This window comes from Cellulosimicrobium sp. 4261 (genome assembly GCF_040546915.1).
Classification (GTDB): domain Bacteria; phylum Actinomycetota; class Actinomycetes; order Actinomycetales; family Cellulomonadaceae; genus Cellulosimicrobium; species Cellulosimicrobium cinnabarinum.
In genome coordinates this window covers 22,987-40,281 of the sequence record NZ_JBEPOQ010000021.1, presented here as the reverse complement: position 1 = coordinate 40,281, position 17,295 = coordinate 22,987, and the positions used below count along the sequence as shown (strand labels likewise).

Genomic DNA, 17,295 nt, shown 5'->3' with positions numbered 1-17,295 from the left:
CTGGACCACCGGGGGGGCCTGGGGGTCCGCCACACTAACGCCCCCGACGTCAGGGGCTCGCTCCTGGGCAGCGGGACGTCACCCCCGGCCCCGCCCCCCCCCCCCCCCGGCGCCCCCCCCCGGGGGGGGTGGGGCGCCGTCGTGCGTGCGGGCCAGGGCCGGGCGGCCGGGCTCAGGTCACCCGAAGCGGCCGGAGATGTAGTCCTCGGTGGCCTGCTGCGTGGGCGAGGAGAACATCGTCGCGGTGTCGTCCATCTCGATGAGGCGACCGGGCTTGCCGGTGCCCGCGATGTTGAAGAACGCGGTGCGGTCGCTCACGCGCGCCGCCTGCTGCATGTTGTGCGTGACGATGACGATCGTGTACTCGTCCTTGAGCTCGGCGATGAGGTCCTCGATCGCGAGCGTGGAGATCGGGTCGAGCGCCGAGCACGGCTCGTCCATGAGGAGCACCTGCGGCTTGACGGCGATCGCGCGCGCGATGCACAGGCGCTGCTGCTGGCCGCCGGAGAGGCCCGAGCCCGGGCGGTCGAGGCGGTCCTTCACCTCGTTCCACAGGTTCGCGCCCCGCAGCGACGACTCGACGAGGTCCTCGGCGTCCGACTTCGAGATGCGCTTGTTGTTGAGCTTCACCCCCGCGAGCACGTTCTCCTTGATGGACATCGTGGGGAACGGGTTGGGCCGCTGGAAGACCATGCCGACCTGGCGGCGGACGGCGACCGGGTCGACGTCGTCGCCGTAGAGGTCGACGCCCTCCATCGCGACGGTCCCCTCGACGCGCGCGCCGGGGATGACCTCGTGCATGCGGTTGAGCGTCCGCAGGAACGTCGACTTGCCGCAGCCGGACGGGCCGATGAAGGCCGTCACGGACTGGGGTTCGATCGTCATGCCGACGTCCTGCACCGCGAGGAAGTCGCCGTAGTAGATGTTGAGGTCCTTGACGTCGATGCGCTGTGCCATCGGGGCTGTCCTGTTCTAGCGGAGGGTCTTGGGGGCGAACCAGCGGGTGACGAGTCGCCCGACGAGGTTGAGCAGCATGACGATGAGGATCAGCGTCAGGGCGGCCGCCCAGGCCCGGTCGTAGTTGATGTCGGGGAGGCACACGACGTCGGTGACGTTGCTGCAAGGAACCAGCCCCTGGCTGTACTGCCGGTAGACGTACACCGGGAGGGTCATCATGCGGCCCTCGAAGAGGTTGCCGTTGATCGAGTCGACGACGCCCACCGTGATGAGGAGCGGCGCCGTCTCGCCGATGACGCGCGCGACGGCGAGCATGATGCCGGTCGTGATGCCGGCGATCGACGTGCGGAGCACGACCCGCACGACGGTGAGCCACTTGGGCACGCCGAGCGCGTAGGCGGCCTCGCGCAGCTCGTTCGGCACGAGCCGCAGCATCTCCTCGCACGAGCGCACGACGACCGGGATCATGAGGACGGACAGCGCGACGGAGCCGACGATGCCCATGCGCACCCCCGGCCCGAACAGCACCGCGAAGAGCGCGTACGCGAAGAGGCCCGCGACGATCGACGGGATACCGGTCATGACGTCGACGAAGAACGTCACCGCGCGCGCGAGCGGCCCGCGCCCGTACTCGACGAGGTAGATCGCGGCGAGCAGGCCGATCGGCACCGAGATGACCGCGGCGCCCAGCGTGATGAGGAGCGTGCCGAGGGTCGCGTGGTAGATGCCGCCCGCGTCCATGCCGCCGAACACCCCGCGCATGGAGTGCGTGAGGAAGTAGACGTCGAACCGCTCCATGCCGTGCACGACGACGGTCCACGCGACGGACACGAGGGGCACCATCGCGAGGGCGAACGCGCCCCACATGAGGACCGTCATGGCGCGGTCCTTGCGGCGACGGCCGGCGTCCGCGCCGCGCAGGAGCGCGCGCACGGCCGCGGAGCGCTCCGGGTCCGGTGCCGACGCCCCGCGCGCGGGGCTGGTGCTGAGGGCGCTCATCAGTTGGCTCCCGAGAAGTCCTTGCGCCGCGCGACGATCGCGCGGGCGCCCATGTTGACGAGCAGGGTGATGACGAACAGCGCGAGGCCCGTGGCGATGAGGGCGCTCACCCCGAGCGGGTTCGCCTCGGGGAAGTCCGCCGCGATGTTCGCGGCGATCGTCTGCTGCTGCCCCGCCTGCAGGATCTTGAACGAGTAGAGGAGCCCGGGCGAGAGGATCATGAGCACCGCCATCGTCTCGCCGAGGGCGCGCCCGAGGCCGAGCATCGCGGCCGAGACGACGCCCGACCGCCCGAACGGGATGACCGCGGTGCGGATCATCTCCCAGCGCGTCGCGCCGAGGGCGAGCGCGGCCTCCTCGTGGAGCTTCGGCGTCTGGAGGAACACCTCGCGGCTCACGGCCGTGATGATCGGCAGGATCATCACGGCGAGCACGAGCGCGACGGTGAGCAGGACGCGGCCGGTCGGCGACGCCGGCCCGGCGAAGAGCGGGAACCACCCGAGCGTGTCGGCGAGCCAGGACCACACCGGCACGACGACCGGCGGGAGCACGAGCGAGCCCCACAGGCCGTAGACGACGCTGGGGATCGCCGCGAGCAGGTCGACGACGTAGCCCAGCGTCGAGGCGAGCCGGCGGGGCGCGTAGTGGGAGATGAACAGCGCGATGCCCATCGCGACGGGCGTCGCGAGCACGAGCGAGAGCGCCGCGGCGAGCAGCGTGCCGAAGATCAGCGGCCCGACGAACGACAGCAGCGACGCGCCCTCGGGGAACCACGCCACCTGCTCGCTCAGCTCGGCGCCGCCCGCGCTGAGCGCGGGCCACGCCCGCAGCAGCAGGAAGATCGCGACCGCGGCCAGCACGGCGAGGATGAGCGCGCCGGCACCCGTCGCGGTCCAGCGGAACGCGCGGTTGACCCCGCGGTCGCTGTTGCGGGCGCGGCGGCGTGACGTACCCGGGCGACGCGCGGGCTCGGACGAGCCGCCCGGCGCGGGGCCCGGTGTCGTGGGTGGGGCTGTGGTGGTCACTCTCGTGCTCCCGGTGTGCTGTCCTGCGGCGTGCGGTCTGGTCGCGGGTCGGGGGCGACGGGGCCCGCAGGCCCCGCCGCCCCCTGGCGCCCGGCGGTCGTCAGCCGGCGGCGCCGACCGTGATGGCCTCGACGGCCGCGTGGACGTCCGTGCGCAGGTCCTCCGAGATCGGCGCGCTGCCCGCGGCCGACGCGGAGGCCGACTGGCCCTCCTCGCTCGAGACGTAGGTGAGGAACGCCTTGACGAGGTCGCCCGTCGCCTCGTCCTCGTAGTTGAGGCACGCCACCGCGTACGAGACGAGCACCAGCGGGTAGGCGCCGGCCTCGGTCGTGGTGCGGTCCAGCTCGACCGCGATGTCGTGCTCGTGACGACCCTCGACACGCGGCGACGCGTCCACGACCTTGGCCGCGGCCTCCGGGGAGTAGGCGACCCACTCCTCGCCGACCTTGATCTTCGCGGTGCCGAGGTCGCCGGCCTTCGAGGCGTCGGCGTAGCCGATGGTGCCCTCGCCGCCCTGGACGGTCTGCACGACGCCGGACGTGCCCTGCGCGGACTCGCCGCCCTGCGTCGGCCAGTCGCCGCTCGGCTCGTGGCCCCACGCGTCGCCCGCGGTCGCGGCGAGGTACTCGGTGAAGTTCTCGGTGGTGCCCGACTCGTCGGAGCGGTGGACGGGCGTGATCGCCACGTCGGGGAGCGTCGCGTCGGGGTTGTCGGCGGCGATCTCCGGCGCGTTCCACTGCGTGATGGTGCCGTTGAAGATGCCCGCGATCGTGGCCGGGGCGAGGTTCAGCTCGGCGACCTCCGGCAGGTTGTAGATGATCGCGATGGGGCTCACGTAGACGGGGAGGTCGATCGCGCCGTCGGGGCCGCACACGGCCTGCGACTGGGTGATCTCCTCCTCCTTGAGCACCGCGTCGGAGCCGGCGAACGCGACGCCGCCCTCGAGGAACTGGGTGCGACCGCCACCGGAGCCGACCGGGTCGTAGTTGACGGTGACGTCGGGGTTCGCGCTCTGGAACCCGGCGCGCCACGCCTCCATGGCGGACTCCTGCGAGCTCGCGCCCGCACCGTTGAGCTCACCGCTGAGGTCGCTCGCGGTCTCGGACGAGCCCTCGGAGGAACCACCGGTGGAGCCGTCGGCACCGCCGACGGGGTCGTCCGACCCGCACGCGGCGAGGGTCAGGGCGAGCGCGCCGACCGCGACGGCGGATCCTGCACGGGAGAATCGGCTGAGCTTCACTCTTCGTTCCATCCTGTTCACGCGTCTCGTGGCACCAGCGAGCGCCGGTGACGATCCCGACGCTAGGAGCGCCGGGTGACGCGTTCCCCCAGAGCGGGTGAACGACGGATGAACAGTGCACAGACCTTCCGTGCCGGGCCGCAGGGCGGGGCACGCGGCGTCGCACGACGACGGCCCCGGCGCGTCCGCGAGGGACGTGCCGGGGCCGTCGTGCCGGCAGTCGTGCCGGTCGTCCGTGCCGGACGGGACCGCCGGGTCAGGGCTGCCCGACGCCGTCGGCGATCTTGTAGCCGAGGCCGCGCACCGTGAGGAGGTAGCGCGGGCTCGCGGGCTCCGGCTCGATCTTCGAGCGGATGCGCTTGACGTGGACGTCGAGGGTCTTGGTGTCGCCGACGTAGTCGGTGCCCCACACGCGGTCGATGAGCTGACCGCGCGTGAGCACGCGCCCCGCGTTGCGCAGGAGCAGCTCGAGGAGCTCGAACTCCTTGAGCGGGAACGGCACGACCTCGCCGTCCACGCTCACCGTGTGCCGTTCGACGTCCATGCGGACCGGCCCGACCTCGAGCGCGCTCTCCGCGACCGGCTCCGCACCAGCCTCCCCGCCCTTGCGGCGCAGCACGGCACGCACGCGGGCGAGCAGCTCGCGGAACGAGTACGGCTTCGTCACGTAGTCGTCCGCGCCCAGCTCCAGACCCACGACCTTGTCGATCTCCGAGTCCTTCGCCGTGAGCATGATGACGGGGACGTCGCCGCGCTGGCGCAGCTCCCGGCACACCTCCGTGCCGCTGAGGCCGGGGAGCATGAGGTCGAGCAGGACGAGGTCCGCGCCGTCGGCGTCGTACCGCTCCAGCGCCTCCGTGCCCGTCGCCGCCTCGACGACGTCGAAGCCCTCGCGCCGCAGCTGGTACGTCAGCGGGTCGCGGTACGACTCCTCGTCCTCCACCACCAGGATGCGCGTCACGCGCCTACCTCCTTGTTCGGTGCGCCCGCTTCCGGGGCGCCGTCGTCCGGCGCGTGCTCGTGCGGCACGCGCTCGTGGTCGTCCGGTGCGCGACCCTCCGTCGCGAGCCCGTCGGGTGCCGGCTCGTCCGCCCGGTCGGTCGCTCGGTCGGTCGTTCGATCGGTCGCTCGATCGGTCGCTCGATCGGTCACCGTGCCGCGCGTCCGTGCGGCCGGGACGTTCGCCGCCGGGATGCGGAGCGTGAAGGTCGACCCGCGGCCCGGCTCGGACCACATCGTGACCTCGCCGCCGTGGTCGGCCGCGACGTGCTTGACGATGCTCAGGCCGAGGCCGGTGCCTCCCGTGTCGCGCGAGCGCGCCGGGTCGACGCGGTAGAACCGCTCGAAGACCCGAGCCTGCTCGTCGGCCGCGATCCCGATGCCCTGGTCCACGACGGCGATCTCGACGAGGTCGCCCGACCGCGTCACGCCGACGCCGACGCGCGTGTTCTCGCCCGAGTAGGCGACCGCGTTGTCGAGGAGGTTGCGCACCGCCGTGACGAGCAGGTTGTGGTCGCCGTAGACCGCGGCGTCCAGCTCGCCGCCCGTCGTGAGCACGATGCCCTTGCCCTGCGCGTTCGTGCGGGCGCGGTCGACGGCCTCCTCGACCACGCCGCGCACCGGTACGACCGTCACCTCCTGCAGGGCTCCCGCGACCTGGAGCCGCGACAGCTCGATGATCTCCTGGACGAGCGCGGACAGGCGCGTCGCCTCCGACTGCATGCGCGCGGCGAACCGGCGCACCGCCACCGGGTCGTCCGCCGCGTCCTGGACGGTCTCCGCGAGCAGCGCGAGCGCACCCACCGGCGTCTTCAGCTCGTGGGACACGTTGACGACGAAGTCGCGGCGGATCGCCTCGACCCGCCGCGCCTCCGTCCGGTCCTCCGCGAGCACGAGCACGTGGTGCGGGCCCACCTGGGCCACGCGCACCTGGAGCATCACCGTGCCCCGGCCGACGGGGCCGCGCGGGAGCTCGAGCTCTTCGTCGCGGATCACGCCGTCCCGGCGCACGTCGTCGATCATGTCGCGGATCGCGGCGTGCGCGATCGCGTCGCCGCGCACCACCCCCAGCGCGTACGCGGGCGGGCTGGCCCGCACGACCTCCCCCTCGCCGTCGAGCACGACGGCGGCGGACCGCAGGACGGCCAGCACGCGGACGAGACCCTCGTCGAGCTCCGGGGCGGGCTCCTCCCGCACCGCGCGCTGCTGCCGCTCGCTCACGCGGAACGCGATCGCCGCGATCACGCCGACGACGATGCCCACGACACCGGCGAGCAGCACGGTCACGCCCTCGATCAGACTCTCGGCTTGCACCCGTCCAGCGTACGGTCGCGTGCCGACCGTCCCGGCCCCGCGGGACCCCGGGCGGGCGCGAGCCGCCAAGAGTTCACCTGACGGCGCACTGGTGTTCACCGGCCGGTCGACCACGCCTGCGAGCGTGTCAGGAGCCGACGGCGTGCCCGGGCGCCTCCCGGCGCGTCGGGGCGCACGCCGTCACGGACCGGACCGACCGGTCACGACGAGAGGGAAGCGATGCGGGAGATCTTCGAGGCCGAGCTGAAGCAGGTCGGCGACGACCTGGCCGAGATGAGCCGGCTGGTGGAGTCGGCCGTGAACCGCGCCGGGCAGGCGCTCCTCACGGCGGACCTGCAGCTCGCGCAGTCGGTGATCGGCGACGACCACACGATCGACGCCCTCGAGCGCGAGCTCGACGAGCGCTGCGTGCTGCTGCTCGCGCAGCAGCAGCCCGTCGCGACCGACCTGCGGGTCGTCGTCAGCGCGCTGCGCATGAGCGCCACCCTGGAGCGCATGGGCGACCTCGCGCGCCACATCGCGCAGGTCGCGCGCGGCCGCTACCCAGGACGCGCGATCGAGCCGACGCTGCACCGCACGTTCGAGCAGATGCACGACGCCGCCGTCCGCGTGGCACGGCGCACGACCACGCTCCTCACGACGCGCGACCTCACCGTCGCGGCGAACATCGAGCGCGACGACGACCTGCTCGACAAGCTGCACCAGGACACGTTCAGCGCGCTGCTCGACGGCACGTGGACGGGCACGCCGCAGGAGACGGTCGACGTCACGCTCGTGGGTCGCTACTACGAGCGCTTCGGCGACCACGGGGTGTCGATCGCCAAGCGCGTGACGTACCTCGTGACCGGCGAGTTCGCCGACGACCGCGGCGCCCCGGCGGGCACCACGCGCGCGACCGCCTGACCCGCCGCGGGCCCGGCGCGCCGGGAGGACCCGCTCGACCCGCACAGACGACCGTGGCCCGTCCGGATCTCCGGACGGGCCACGGTCGTCTGTGCGGGGCGGGGCCGGTCAGCGGCCCTGGTTCGCGACCGCCGCGGCGGCCTCGGCGGCGGCCTCGGGGTCGAGGTAGCGGCCGCCCTTCGTGACCGGCTTGAGGTCCTCGTCGAGCTCGTAGAGCAGCGGGATACCGGTCGGGATGTTGAGCGCGGCGATGTCCTCGTCGGAGATGCCGTCGAGGTGCTTGACGATCGCGCGCAGCGAGTTGCCGTGCGCGGCGACGAGCACGGTCTTGCCCGCCTTCAGGTCGGGGACGACCTCGCCGACCCAGTACGGCAGGGCGCGCTCGAGCACGTCCTTGAGGCACTCGGTGCGCACGACGGGGGCGTCGGCGTAGCGCGGGTCCGTGTCCTGCGAGAACTCCGAGCCGAGCTCGATCTCGGGCGGCGGGACGTCGTAGGAGCGGCGCCAGAGCATGAACTGCTCCTCGCCGAACTCCTCGAGCGTCTGCTTCTTGTTCTTGCCCTGGAGCGCACCGTAGTGACGCTCGTTGAGGCGCCACGACCGCTTCACGGGGATCCAGTGGCGGTCCGCGGCGTCGAGCGACAGGTTCGCCGTCGTGATGGCGCGGCGCAGGAGCGAGGTGTGCACGACGTCGGGCAGGACGCCGGCCTCCGTGAGGAGCTGACCGCCGCGCTTCGCCTCCTCGGTGCCCTTCTCCGACAGGGCGACGTCCACCCAGCCGGTGAACAGGTTCTTGGCGTTCCATTCGCTCTCGCCGTGGCGGAGCAGCACGAGGGTGTAGGTCATGCCTCCATCCTGCCGCACGGCCCGGCGCCGCGGCACGCGCGTCCCACGTGGTGGTGACCGTCGCCGCGCGGCGTGGGACGAAGGTCCGGCCGCCCCGGGGCCGCCCGAGCAGCGCCGCGCCACGGCCGGGGGCGCGGCCGGGAATCGATGCGCCGTCGCGCACGTTCTCTCCCGCATGCCGATCGACGGAGAGTACGCACCGAGCCCGAGCACCTGGTCCCGCCAGCAGGCGGAGGCCTACGAGTCGTCCGGCGGGACGCGCAGCACGACCATGAACGGGATGCCCGTCGTCGTCCTCACGACGCTCGGGCGCCGCAGCGGCAAGGTCCGCAAGACCCCGCTGATGCGCGTCGAGCACGACGGCGCGTACGCGGTCGTCGCGTCGCTCGGCGGCGCGCCGCAGCACCCGGTCTGGTACCTCAACGTGCTCGCGCACCCGCGGGTCGAGCTGCAGGACGGCACCGAGCGGCACGACTACGTCGCGCGCGAGGTCCACGGCGAGGAGAAGGCGCTGTGGTGGGAGCGCGCGGTCGCGGCCTACCCGCCGTACGCGGACTACCAGGAGAAGACGTCGCGCGAGATCCCCGTCCTCGTGCTGGAGCGCGCGGGCGACTGAGCCGCAGCGTGACCCGGCGTGCCGGGCCCCGCGGTCAGCGCGCCGCGCGGACCTTGCGAGCCTGCGCGTAGACGTCGAGCATCCGGACCGCCGCGACGTCCCACCCGAAGCGCTCCCCCGCGCGTCGGGCCCCCTCGCCGAGGGCGGCGAGCCGTGCGTCGTCGGCGAGCAGGTCCGCCAGGACGCGGGCCCAGGTCGCCGGGTCGTGGTCGGGCACGAGGACGCCGGAGACCTGGTCCTCGACGACGGTCCGCAGCCCCCCGACGGCGGCCGCGACCACGGGCGTGCCGCTCGCCTCCGCCTCGGCCGCGACGAGCCCGAACGTCTCGTTGTGCGAGGGGACGGCGACGACGTCGGCCGCCCGGTACCAGCGCACGAGCTCGTCGCGCGGGACGGGCGGGCGCACGACGAGCCGGTCGCTCACGCCCACCTGGTAGGCGAGGGCCTCGAGCTCGCGGACCGCCGTCGGGCGGCCGCTGGGGCCACCGAGGACGACGAGCGTCGGCACAGGCTCCCCGCGCGCGGCGAGGACGCCGAGCGCCCGGACGAGCACGTCGGGGCCCTTGAGCGGCTGCACGCGCCCGGCGAAGAGGACGAGGCCGCCGTCGGCGGGCAGGCCCAGCCCGGCCCGCAGCGTGCGCCGCCGCTCGCGACGCTCCCGGGCGTCGCCGGTCGCGGCGCCCGGTGCCGGGGAGAACAGCTCGAGGTCGACGCCCGGCGGCACGACGTGCACGCGCGCCGGGTCGGCCGCGTAGTCCCGCACGAGGTCCTGCGCCTCCGCGTCCGTGCTCGCGACGAGCGCGTCCGCCTCCGCGACGACCTGCTCCTCGCCGATGATCCGGCCGAGCGGCTCGGGCGCGTCGCCCGGCGCGAGCGCCGCGTTCTTCACGCGGGCGAGCGTGTGCATGGTGTGGACGAGCGGGACGTCCCAGCGGTCGGCGGCGAGCCACCCGACCTGACCCGAGAGCCAGTAGTGGGTGTGCACGACGTCGTACCAGCCCTCGTGGCGCCGTGCCTCGGCCCGCAGCACGCCGGCCGTGAAGGCGCAGAGCTGGCCCGGGAGGTCGTTCTTGTCGAGCCCCTCGAACGGGCCGGCGGCGACGTGGCGCACGGTCACGCCGTCGGACACCTCGACCACGGGCGGCTGGCTCGACGACGTGGCGCGCGTGAAGATCTCGACCTGCGTGCCGCGGCGCGCGAGCGCGTGCGCGAGCTCGGTCACGTACACGTTCATGCCGCCCGCGTCGCCGGTGCCCGGCTGGTCGAGCGGCGACGTGTGCACCGAGAGCATCGCGACCCGCAGCGGGTCCGACGGGTCGGCGGCGGTTCCGCCCGGCAGGTCGAGCGTCGTCACGGCGGGTCAGGCCTCCACGACGCACGCCGGGGCCGGGAGCGCGAGCACGTCGAGCACCTGGGCGGCGCCGTCCGAGCGGCGCACGCGCAGGAGCGCGAGGTTCGACGTCGGGGCGTCCGGGCCCGCCGCGGCGGGCCGCTCGATGAGCGGGTCGTCGTTCTGGTTCGCCACGACGACGAGGTCGTGCAGCGGCGCGTCGGCGTCCCCCTGGTCGGCCTCGGCGGCCGACCCCGCGCCGGTCGCGGCCCCGAGGATCGCGAAGTGGCGCGGCCACGCGCCGCCCACCGGCGAGTCGGCCAGGTGGCGCAGCGTGGGCACGCCGCCGTCCGGCCCGGGCTCGACCGCGTGCACCGCGAGCACGTCGGCGCCACGCACCGCGGCGAGGACGCGCGTGCCGTCGGCGGTGACCGCGACGTGCGAGGGGTAGTTCCCGCCGCCGGCGGGAGCGGCGGCGTGCGTGACGTCGTGGCGCGCGACGACGTCGTAGGTGCGCACGCCGTCCGGCCCGTCCACCGGGGAGAGCAGGAAGAGCGCCGGGTCCAGCTCGCCGACGACGACGAGGTGCCCCGACGGGAGCGCCGCGAGGTGGCGCGGGCCCGTGCCCGGCGGGAAGGTCGCGACGACCTGGGCCGTCGAGCCGTCGGGCGCGGCCGGGTCGTGCCGTCGCAGCTCGTCGGTGCCGAGGTCGACGACGAGCACCGCCCCGCTGCCGTCGTCCGCCGCGCCGAGGTGCGCGAGGGGCGCGACGAAGTGCGCGTGCGGCCCCTCCTGGCGGTCGGTGACCGGACCGGTCCCCGCGTGCCGCTGCCGGCGCGGGCCGGCGTCGGGCGCTGCCGCGACCCCGCCGTCGTCCGCCGTCGGCACGACCGTGAGGACGCCGTCGCCGTAGTTCGCGACGAGCACGTCACCGCTCACGGCGACGTGGCACGGGTACGAGCCGCCCGTGGCGACCGGGCCGCCCCGGGGGGTGAGGGCGCCGTCGGGCGCGACGGCGAACGCCGAGACCGAGCCGGCCTCCGTCTCCCCGACCGCGTAGAGCGTGTCGCCGTCGAGCGCCAGGAACGACGGGGAGGAGGCCGCGACAGCGAGCGCGCCGCCCCCGAAGGCGCCGGTGCCCGCGGCGGGGTCGACGTCGAGCTCGACGCGCCACACGCCCTCCGCGCCGTTCGGGTGCGGGTAGGTGCCGATCCAGAGGGCGCGGGTCGCGGAGGTCATGCCTTGAGCCTAGTTCTCCGCGCGGGCGGCCCGGCGCGCGCGCTCCGGCGCACGAGAAGGGCGCCCGGCCGACGTGTCGTCGGCCGGGCGCCCCGGTGCTCGGTGCGACGACGCGTCAGTGCGCGGCGTCGTACGCGGTCTGGATCTCCTGGGAGATCCGACCGCGGTCGTTGACCGTGTAGCCGTTGGCACGGGCCCATTCGCGGACCTCGGTCGCCCGGGCGGAGCCGGACGAGCGGCCGCCGCTGCGGCGGGCCGGGCGGGCCGCGCTCGTGCGGGACGAGACCTTGCGCGCGTTGCCGACCCACGAGGCAAAGGCGTCGCGCAGCTCTTGCGCATTCTTCGTGCTGAGGTCGATCTCGTAGGAGACGCCGTCGAGTGCGAACGTGACGGTCTCGTCGGCCGCACCCCCGTCGAGGTCGTCGACGAGAATTACCTGGACTTTCTGGGCCACTGTGGTTTCCTCACGCTTCACAGGAATTGCTGTCGTCGTCAGGATGCCACCGTGAAAGGCGAGCGTCAATTGAACACGCCGCCACGACGGAACGCGCCCCCGGTTCTCGACGGGCAATTCCTGGACGGCGGTCCATCATTTCGGGACGCCGCCCGACGGCCTTCCCCGGAGATCAGGAGTCGTGCGCGGGCGCGGCATTCCCGCCCGCGGCGGATTCCTGTTCCGCGTCGAGGCGCGCCAGCGCGGCACGCTCGTTGCGGTCGGCGCGCACGATAGCGCGCATCGCCACGTAGAAGAGCACGCCGACGCCGATCGAGGGGATGAGCGCCGCGACGGTGGGCCAGATGTCCATGCTGTCGGTCCTAGGTTCTCGGCCGCGCTACTGCGCGGGCTTCACGAGGGGGAAGAGGATGGTCTCGCGGATGCCGAGACCCGTGAGCGCCATGAGCAGGCGGTCGATGCCCAGGCCCATCCCGCCGGACGGGGGCATCGCGTACTCCATCGCGGTGAGGAAGTCCTCGTCGATGCGCATGGCCTCCTCGTCGCCGGCCGCCGCGAGCAGGGCCTGTGCCTCGAACCGCTGCCGCTGGACCACCGGGTCCACGAGCTCGGAGTACGCCGTCGCGAGCTCGACGCCGCGCACGTAGAGGTCCCACTTCTCGACCTGACCGCGCACCGTGCGGTGGTCGCGCGTCAGCGGCGAGGTCTCGACCGGGAAGTCCCGGACGAACGTGGGGGCCACCAGGTGATCGCCAACGAGGTGCTCCCACAGCCCCTCGACGAGCTTTCCGTGATTGACGTTCTTTGGGTCGAACGAGAGCTCGTGCTTGTCCGCGAACGTCCGCAGCGTGTCGACCGACGTCTCGGGGGTGATGTGCTCGCCCAGCGCGTCCGAGAGCGAGTCGTACATCTTCAGCTGCGTCCATTCCCCGCCGAGGTCGTACTCGGTGCCGTCGGCGAGCGTCACGAGCGTCGTGCCGAGAGCGTCCTGCGCGGCGCGCTGGACGAGGTTCTGGGTGAGCACGGCCATCGTGTCGTAGTCGCCGTAGGCCTCGTACGCCTCGAGCATCGCGAATTCCGGCGAGTGCGTGGAGTCCACGCCCTCGTTGCGGAAGTTGCGGTTGATCTCGAACACCTTCTCGACGCCGCCGACGGCCGCGCGCTTGAGGAACAGCTCGGGCGCGATACGCAGGAACAAGTCGATGTCGAACGCATTCATGTGCGTCTCGAACTGTCGCGCCGCAGCGCCCTCGGGACGCGTCTGGAGCATCGGGGTCTCGACCTCGACGAAACCGCGCTCCCAGAAGTTCTCACGGATCGAGCGCACGACGGCGGCGCGCAGACGCACGGTGTCGCGGGCGGCCGGGCGGGCGATGAGGTCGACGTAGCGCTGGCGCACGCGCGCCTCCTCCGAGAGCTCCTTGTGGAGCACCGGGAGCGGACGCAGCGCCTTCGCGGCGATCTGCCACGCGTCCGCGAAGACGCTCAGCTCGCCGCGGCGCGAGCTGATGACGCGACCGTGCGCGAACAGGTGGTCGCCGAGGTCGACGTCGGACTTGAACGCCGCGAGCGACTCCTCCCCGACCACCGCCTGGCTGAGCATGACCTGCAGGCGGTTCCCCTCGCCGTCCTGCAGCGTGGCGAAGCACAGCTTGCCGGTGTTGCGCAGGTACACCACGCGGCCGGCGACGCCGACCTCGTCCTGCGTCTCCTCGCCCGTCTCCAGGTGCTCGTAGGCGGCACGGACCTCGGCGATCGTGGTCGTGCGCGGCACCGAGACGGGATAGGGCTCGTCGCCGCGCGCGAGGATCCGCTCGCGCTTCTCGCGACGGACCTGCATCTGCTCGGGCACGTCGTCGACGTGGTCCTCGGGCTCGGGCACGGCAGGAGAGGGGGTTCCGGCGGGGGAGGTCACCCCTGGATTCTACCGACGCTCCCGCGCCCCCGAGGTAGCGCCCCGGTCCGCCGAGGTAGAGCCGTGGTCCGGCGAGGTAGAGCCGTGGTCATGGCCAGGGCTCTACCTCGCGGGACCTGGGCTCTACCTCGCGGGAGCTGGGAGTTACCTCGGCGGGAGGGTCGGGAGGAGGTCGAGCGCGAGGTCGAGGATCGGGGCCGAGTGGGTGAGCGCACCGACGGACAGGTAGTCCACGCCCGTGCCCGCGACCTCGCGCGCGCGGTCGAGCGTGAGGTTGCCCGTCGCCTCGAGCTCCACCCTCGCCGGGACGCCGTCCCGCCCCTCGCGCGCCCGCACGGCCGCGACGGTGTCCGCGAGGACCGGGGTCGGCATGTTGTCCAGGAGCAGGAAGTCGGCGCCCGCCGACAGCGCCTCGAGCGCCTGCGCGGTGGTGTCGGCCTCGACCTGCACGAGCACGTCCGGGAACGTGCGGCGGATCGCCTCGATCGCGGCGCTCACCGACCCCGCGGCCACGACGTGGTTGTCCTTGACCATCGCGACGTCGTAGAGGCCCATGCGCTTGTTCGTGCCCCCGCCCGCGCGGACGGCGTACTTCTCGAGCGCGCGCAGCCCGGGGGTCGTCTTGCGCGTGTCGAGCACCTGGGCGCCGGTGCCGGCGAGCTCGCGCGTCCACGCGCGCGTCGCGGTCGCGACGCCCGACGCGCGGCTCGCGAGGTTGAGCAGCGTGCGCTCCGCCGTGAGCAGCACCTGGACCGGGCCGGTCAGCGCGGCGAGGACGCGGCCGCGGCCCACGGCCTCGCCGTCGGACGCGACGAACGTCACCTCGACGGGCGGGAGGCCGAACCGCTCCGCGACCTGTCGCGTCACCTCCTCGACCACGACGAGGCCCGCGACGACCCCGTCCGCGCGCGCCACGAGGTGCGCGGTGCCGGTGGCCGACGGCGGCACGGTCGCCTGGGTGGTCACGTCGCGCCCGGGCACGGGGCCCAGGTCCTCGTCGAGCGCCCGGGCGACCGTCTCGGCGATCCACGCCGGGTCGAGGCCCGGCTCCACGCGGGACGGGACGGCGGGCGACGCTCCGCCGTCGGCGGGACGGGCGGGCACGGGCTCGGCAGGGCTGCTCACGGTCCCCCACGGTATCGGCTCGCACGCCCGCGGCGTGCTGCTGCCCGGCCCGCTCCCGGCCGCCGCCCGCCCGCACGGTCGCGCCGCGGGCACCCGTCGCGCGGGCGCCCCGTCGCGCGGCCCCGGGGTCGCGCGTCGCGCCTCAGCGGACGAGCAGCGTCCCGTCCGCGCCGAGCGAGACGAGCACGCGCCGCTCCCACGCCGGGTCGGTCGTCGGGAAGTCGGTGCGGAAGTGGCCGCCGCGGCTCTCGGTGCGCAGCGCCGCCGCGGCGGTGAGCGCGGTCGCGACCTGGTGCACGTTCGTCGTCTCCCACTCCGCGGCCTGCGGCTGCGCGACGACGTCGCTCGCCTCGTGCGCGTCGGTGCGGACCGCGGCGAGGCGGGTGGCGGCGGCGGCGAGCCCGTCGCCGTCGCGCAGGACGCCCGGGCCCGCGGACGCGATCGACTGGATGCGCGAGCGCGCGGCCGCCGCCACGAGCGCCGACGGCCCCGGACGGTCGACCGGCTCGCCCACCTCGAGCTCGCCCGAGGCCACGCGCTCCGTGATCTGCCGCGCCGCGCGGTGGGCGAAGACCAAACCTTCGAGCAGCGAGTTCGACGCGAGGCGGTTCGCGCCGTGCACGCCCGTGCACGCGACCTCGCCGATCGCGTAGAGGCCGTCGACGGTGGAGCGCCCGTGCAGGTCCGTCACGACGCCGCCCGAGTGGTAGTGCTGGGCCGGTGCCACGGGGACGGGCTCCTCGGTCCAGTCGAGCCCGTTCTCGGCGAGCCGCTCGGTGATCGTCGGGAAGCGCGCGCGCAGGAACTCGGCGCCGAGGTGGCGGGCGTCGAGCAGCACGTGGTCGGAGCCCGTCGCGGCCATCTGCCGCACGATCGCGTGCGCGACGACGTCGCGCGGCGCGAGCTCGGCCATGGGGTGCTGCGCGGGCATGAACCGGTGGCCGTCGGTGTCGAGCAGGATCGCGCCCTCGCCGCGCACCGCCTCCGAGATGAGCGGGAGCTGCCCCTTCGCGCCGAGGCCGAGCCACAGCACCGTGGGGTGGAACTGCACGAACTCCAGGTCGCCGAGCGTCGCGCCCGCGCGCAGCGCCGCGGCGATGCCGTCGCCCGTGGCCTGCGGCGGGTTGGTCGACGAGCGGAACACCTGCCCCACTCCCCCGGTCGCGAGCACGACGGCGCGCGCGAGGACCGCGCCGACGCCGTCGCGCGAGCCCTCGCCGCGCACGTGGAGCGTGACGCCGCACGCGCGGGGAGCACGCTCGCCCGAGCCGTCGGTCGTCAGCACGTCGAGGACGAGCGCGTTCTCGATGACCTCGATGCCGGGGTCGCGGCGCACCGCCTCGAGCTGCGCGACGAGCGCCCGCGAGATCTCCGCGCCCGTGGCGTCGCCGCCCGCGTGCGCGATCCGGTCCGCGTGGTGGCCGCCCTCGCGTGTGAGGGCGATGTCGCCGTTGGCCGCCCGGTCGAAGTTCGCGCCCCGCGCGACGAGCTCGCGCACGCGTGCAGGCCCCTCGGTGACGAGCACCTCGACGGCCGTGGGGTCGCACACGCCGGCACCCGCGACGAGCGTGTCCGCGAGGTGTGCCTCGGGCGAGTCCTCGGGATCGAGCGCGGCGGCGATGCCGCCCTGGGCCCAGACCGTCGACCCGGACGACAGCTCGCCCTTGGTGACGAGCAGCACGTGCGGCACGCGCGTGCGCAGCTCGAGCGCCGCGGTGAGGCCCGCGATGCCCGAGCCGACCACGACGACGTCCGCCGTCGTCGTCCACCCCGGTGCGGGGGCGGCGAGGGACCGGGCGAGGTGGGGCGCGGACGCCCCGCCGGCCCGGGTCACGCGGGGCGCACCGCGGAGGCCACGCCGCCCTCGTCGACCCCTCCACGGAACGGGGCGAACGGCAGGCCGCTCGCCTCGAGGCCGTGGCCCGCGGGCACGAGCCCGGGCTCGTCCGAGAGCTCGACGATGCGGTTCTGCTCGTCCACGAAGACGACGTTCGGCAGGTAGGTGCGCGCGTCGGCGTCGTCGAGCATGCCGTAGGCGATGAGGATGACCACGTCGCCGGGCCGCACGAGGTGCGCTGCCGCGCCGTTGATGCACACCTGGCCCGCGCCGCGCTCGCCGGGGATGACGTACGTCGTCAGGCGCGCGCCGTTGGTGACGTCCACGACGTCGACCTGCTGGCCCGGGTAGAGGTCCGCGGCGTCGAGCAGGTCGGCGTCCACGGTGATCGAGCCGACGTAGTGCAGGTCGGCCTGCGTCACCGTCGCGCGGTGGATCTTGCCGATCATCATGGGTCGCTGCAGCGACGCCGGACGTCGCGGCGGGCTCGACGGGG

General features: G+C 74.1%; 17 protein-coding genes. 2 read left to right on the top strand and 15 right to left on the bottom strand.

What is annotated here, in order from left to right; translation table 11 throughout:
* Positions 1-177: 177 nt before the first annotated feature.
* The 6 genes from pstB to ABIE39_RS17820 all read right to left on the bottom strand — a co-directional run bounded on the left by pstB (position 178) and on the right by ABIE39_RS17820 (position 6,534).
* The gene (gene pstB / locus ABIE39_RS17845) at positions 178-957 is read right to left on the bottom strand and encodes a phosphate ABC transporter ATP-binding protein PstB (RefSeq protein ID WP_021481981.1); all 780 of its coding nucleotides are present in this window, start codon (positions 955-957) and stop codon (positions 178-180) included.
* Between the two features lie 15 nt (positions 958-972).
* The gene (gene pstA / locus ABIE39_RS17840; protein WP_354052865.1) at positions 973-1,956 is read right to left on the bottom strand and encodes a phosphate ABC transporter permease PstA; all 984 of its coding nucleotides are present in this window, start codon (positions 1,954-1,956) and stop codon (positions 973-975) included.
* Positions 1,956-2,981, bottom strand: coding sequence for a phosphate ABC transporter permease subunit PstC (gene pstC / locus ABIE39_RS17835; protein WP_354052863.1), 1,026 nt, complete (start codon positions 2,979-2,981; stop codon positions 1,956-1,958). The genes pstA and pstC overlap by 1 nt, the downstream gene beginning before the upstream one ends.
* A gap of 100 nt (positions 2,982-3,081) precedes the next feature.
* Complete coding sequence (gene pstS, locus ABIE39_RS17830) at positions 3,082-4,221, bottom strand: phosphate ABC transporter substrate-binding protein PstS (RefSeq protein ID WP_021483683.1); 1,140 nt, start codon at positions 4,219-4,221, stop codon at positions 3,082-3,084.
* A 256-nt stretch (positions 4,222-4,477) separates the two neighbouring features.
* Positions 4,478-5,182 carry a response regulator transcription factor gene (locus ABIE39_RS17825; RefSeq protein ID WP_209829854.1) on the bottom strand — a complete coding sequence of 235 codons (705 nt, stop codon included), beginning with the start codon at positions 5,180-5,182 and terminating at the stop codon, positions 4,478-4,480.
* Positions 5,179-6,534: a sensor histidine kinase gene (locus tag ABIE39_RS17820; protein WP_354052860.1), complete on the bottom strand. Its 1,356-nt coding sequence runs from the start codon at positions 6,532-6,534 to the stop codon at positions 5,179-5,181. The genes ABIE39_RS17825 and ABIE39_RS17820 overlap by 4 nt, the downstream gene beginning before the upstream one ends.
* Positions 6,535-6,753: 219 nt before the next feature.
* On the opposite strand from ABIE39_RS17820, the gene phoU reads away from it, so the two are divergent.
* Positions 6,754-7,437 carry a phosphate signaling complex protein PhoU gene (gene phoU / locus ABIE39_RS17815; protein WP_108049506.1) on the top strand — a complete coding sequence of 228 codons (684 nt, stop codon included), beginning with the start codon at positions 6,754-6,756 and terminating at the stop codon, positions 7,435-7,437.
* Positions 7,438-7,545: 108 nt separating this feature from the next.
* Here phoU and ABIE39_RS17810 read toward each other — a convergent pair whose 3' ends face one another.
* On the bottom strand, positions 7,546-8,283 hold the full coding sequence (locus tag ABIE39_RS17810) for a phosphoglyceromutase (RefSeq protein WP_354052859.1): 738 nt from the start codon (positions 8,281-8,283) through the stop codon (positions 7,546-7,548).
* 175 nt (positions 8,284-8,458) lie between these two features.
* Between ABIE39_RS17810 and ABIE39_RS17805 the strand changes: the two genes are divergently transcribed.
* Positions 8,459-8,899 (top strand): nitroreductase family deazaflavin-dependent oxidoreductase, encoded by a 441-nt coding sequence (locus ABIE39_RS17805; protein ID WP_354052857.1) that lies wholly within the window; start codon positions 8,459-8,461, stop codon positions 8,897-8,899.
* Between the two features lie 34 nt (positions 8,900-8,933).
* On the opposite strand, the gene mshA is transcribed toward ABIE39_RS17805, so the two are convergent.
* From mshA to panD, 8 genes are all read right to left on the bottom strand, one after another.
* Positions 8,934-10,190 (bottom strand): D-inositol-3-phosphate glycosyltransferase, encoded by a 1,257-nt coding sequence (mshA, locus tag ABIE39_RS17800; RefSeq protein WP_354052871.1) that lies wholly within the window; start codon positions 10,188-10,190, stop codon positions 8,934-8,936.
* A 69-nt stretch (positions 10,191-10,259) separates the two neighbouring features.
* On the bottom strand, positions 10,260-11,468 hold the full coding sequence (locus ABIE39_RS17795) for a lactonase family protein (RefSeq protein WP_354052855.1): 1,209 nt from the start codon (positions 11,466-11,468) through the stop codon (positions 10,260-10,262).
* A gap of 115 nt (positions 11,469-11,583) precedes the next feature.
* A complete protein-coding gene (locus ABIE39_RS17790) occupies positions 11,584-11,922 on the bottom strand; it encodes a histone-like nucleoid-structuring protein Lsr2 (protein WP_108049515.1) in 339 nt (112 codons plus the stop codon).
* A 172-nt stretch (positions 11,923-12,094) separates the two neighbouring features.
* On the bottom strand, positions 12,095-12,274 hold the full coding sequence (locus tag ABIE39_RS17785) for a hypothetical protein (protein ID WP_175009017.1): 180 nt from the start codon (positions 12,272-12,274) through the stop codon (positions 12,095-12,097).
* Between the two features lie 27 nt (positions 12,275-12,301).
* Entirely contained in the window at positions 12,302-13,837 is a 1,536-nt protein-coding gene (lysS, locus tag ABIE39_RS17780; protein ID WP_492316276.1) for a lysine--tRNA ligase, read from the bottom strand.
* A 144-nt stretch (positions 13,838-13,981) separates the two neighbouring features.
* Entirely contained in the window at positions 13,982-14,941 is a 960-nt protein-coding gene (gene nadC / locus ABIE39_RS17775) for a carboxylating nicotinate-nucleotide diphosphorylase (protein ID WP_502914897.1), read from the bottom strand.
* A 163-nt stretch (positions 14,942-15,104) separates the two neighbouring features.
* Positions 15,105-16,796 (bottom strand): L-aspartate oxidase, encoded by a 1,692-nt coding sequence (locus ABIE39_RS17770; RefSeq protein ID WP_354052853.1) that lies wholly within the window; start codon positions 16,794-16,796, stop codon positions 15,105-15,107.
* Entirely contained in the window at positions 16,793-17,251 is a 459-nt protein-coding gene (gene panD / locus ABIE39_RS17765; RefSeq protein WP_074808587.1) for an aspartate 1-decarboxylase, read from the bottom strand. Before panD ends, ABIE39_RS17770 begins: the two co-directional genes overlap by 4 nt.
* Positions 17,252-17,295 lie beyond the last annotated feature (44 nt).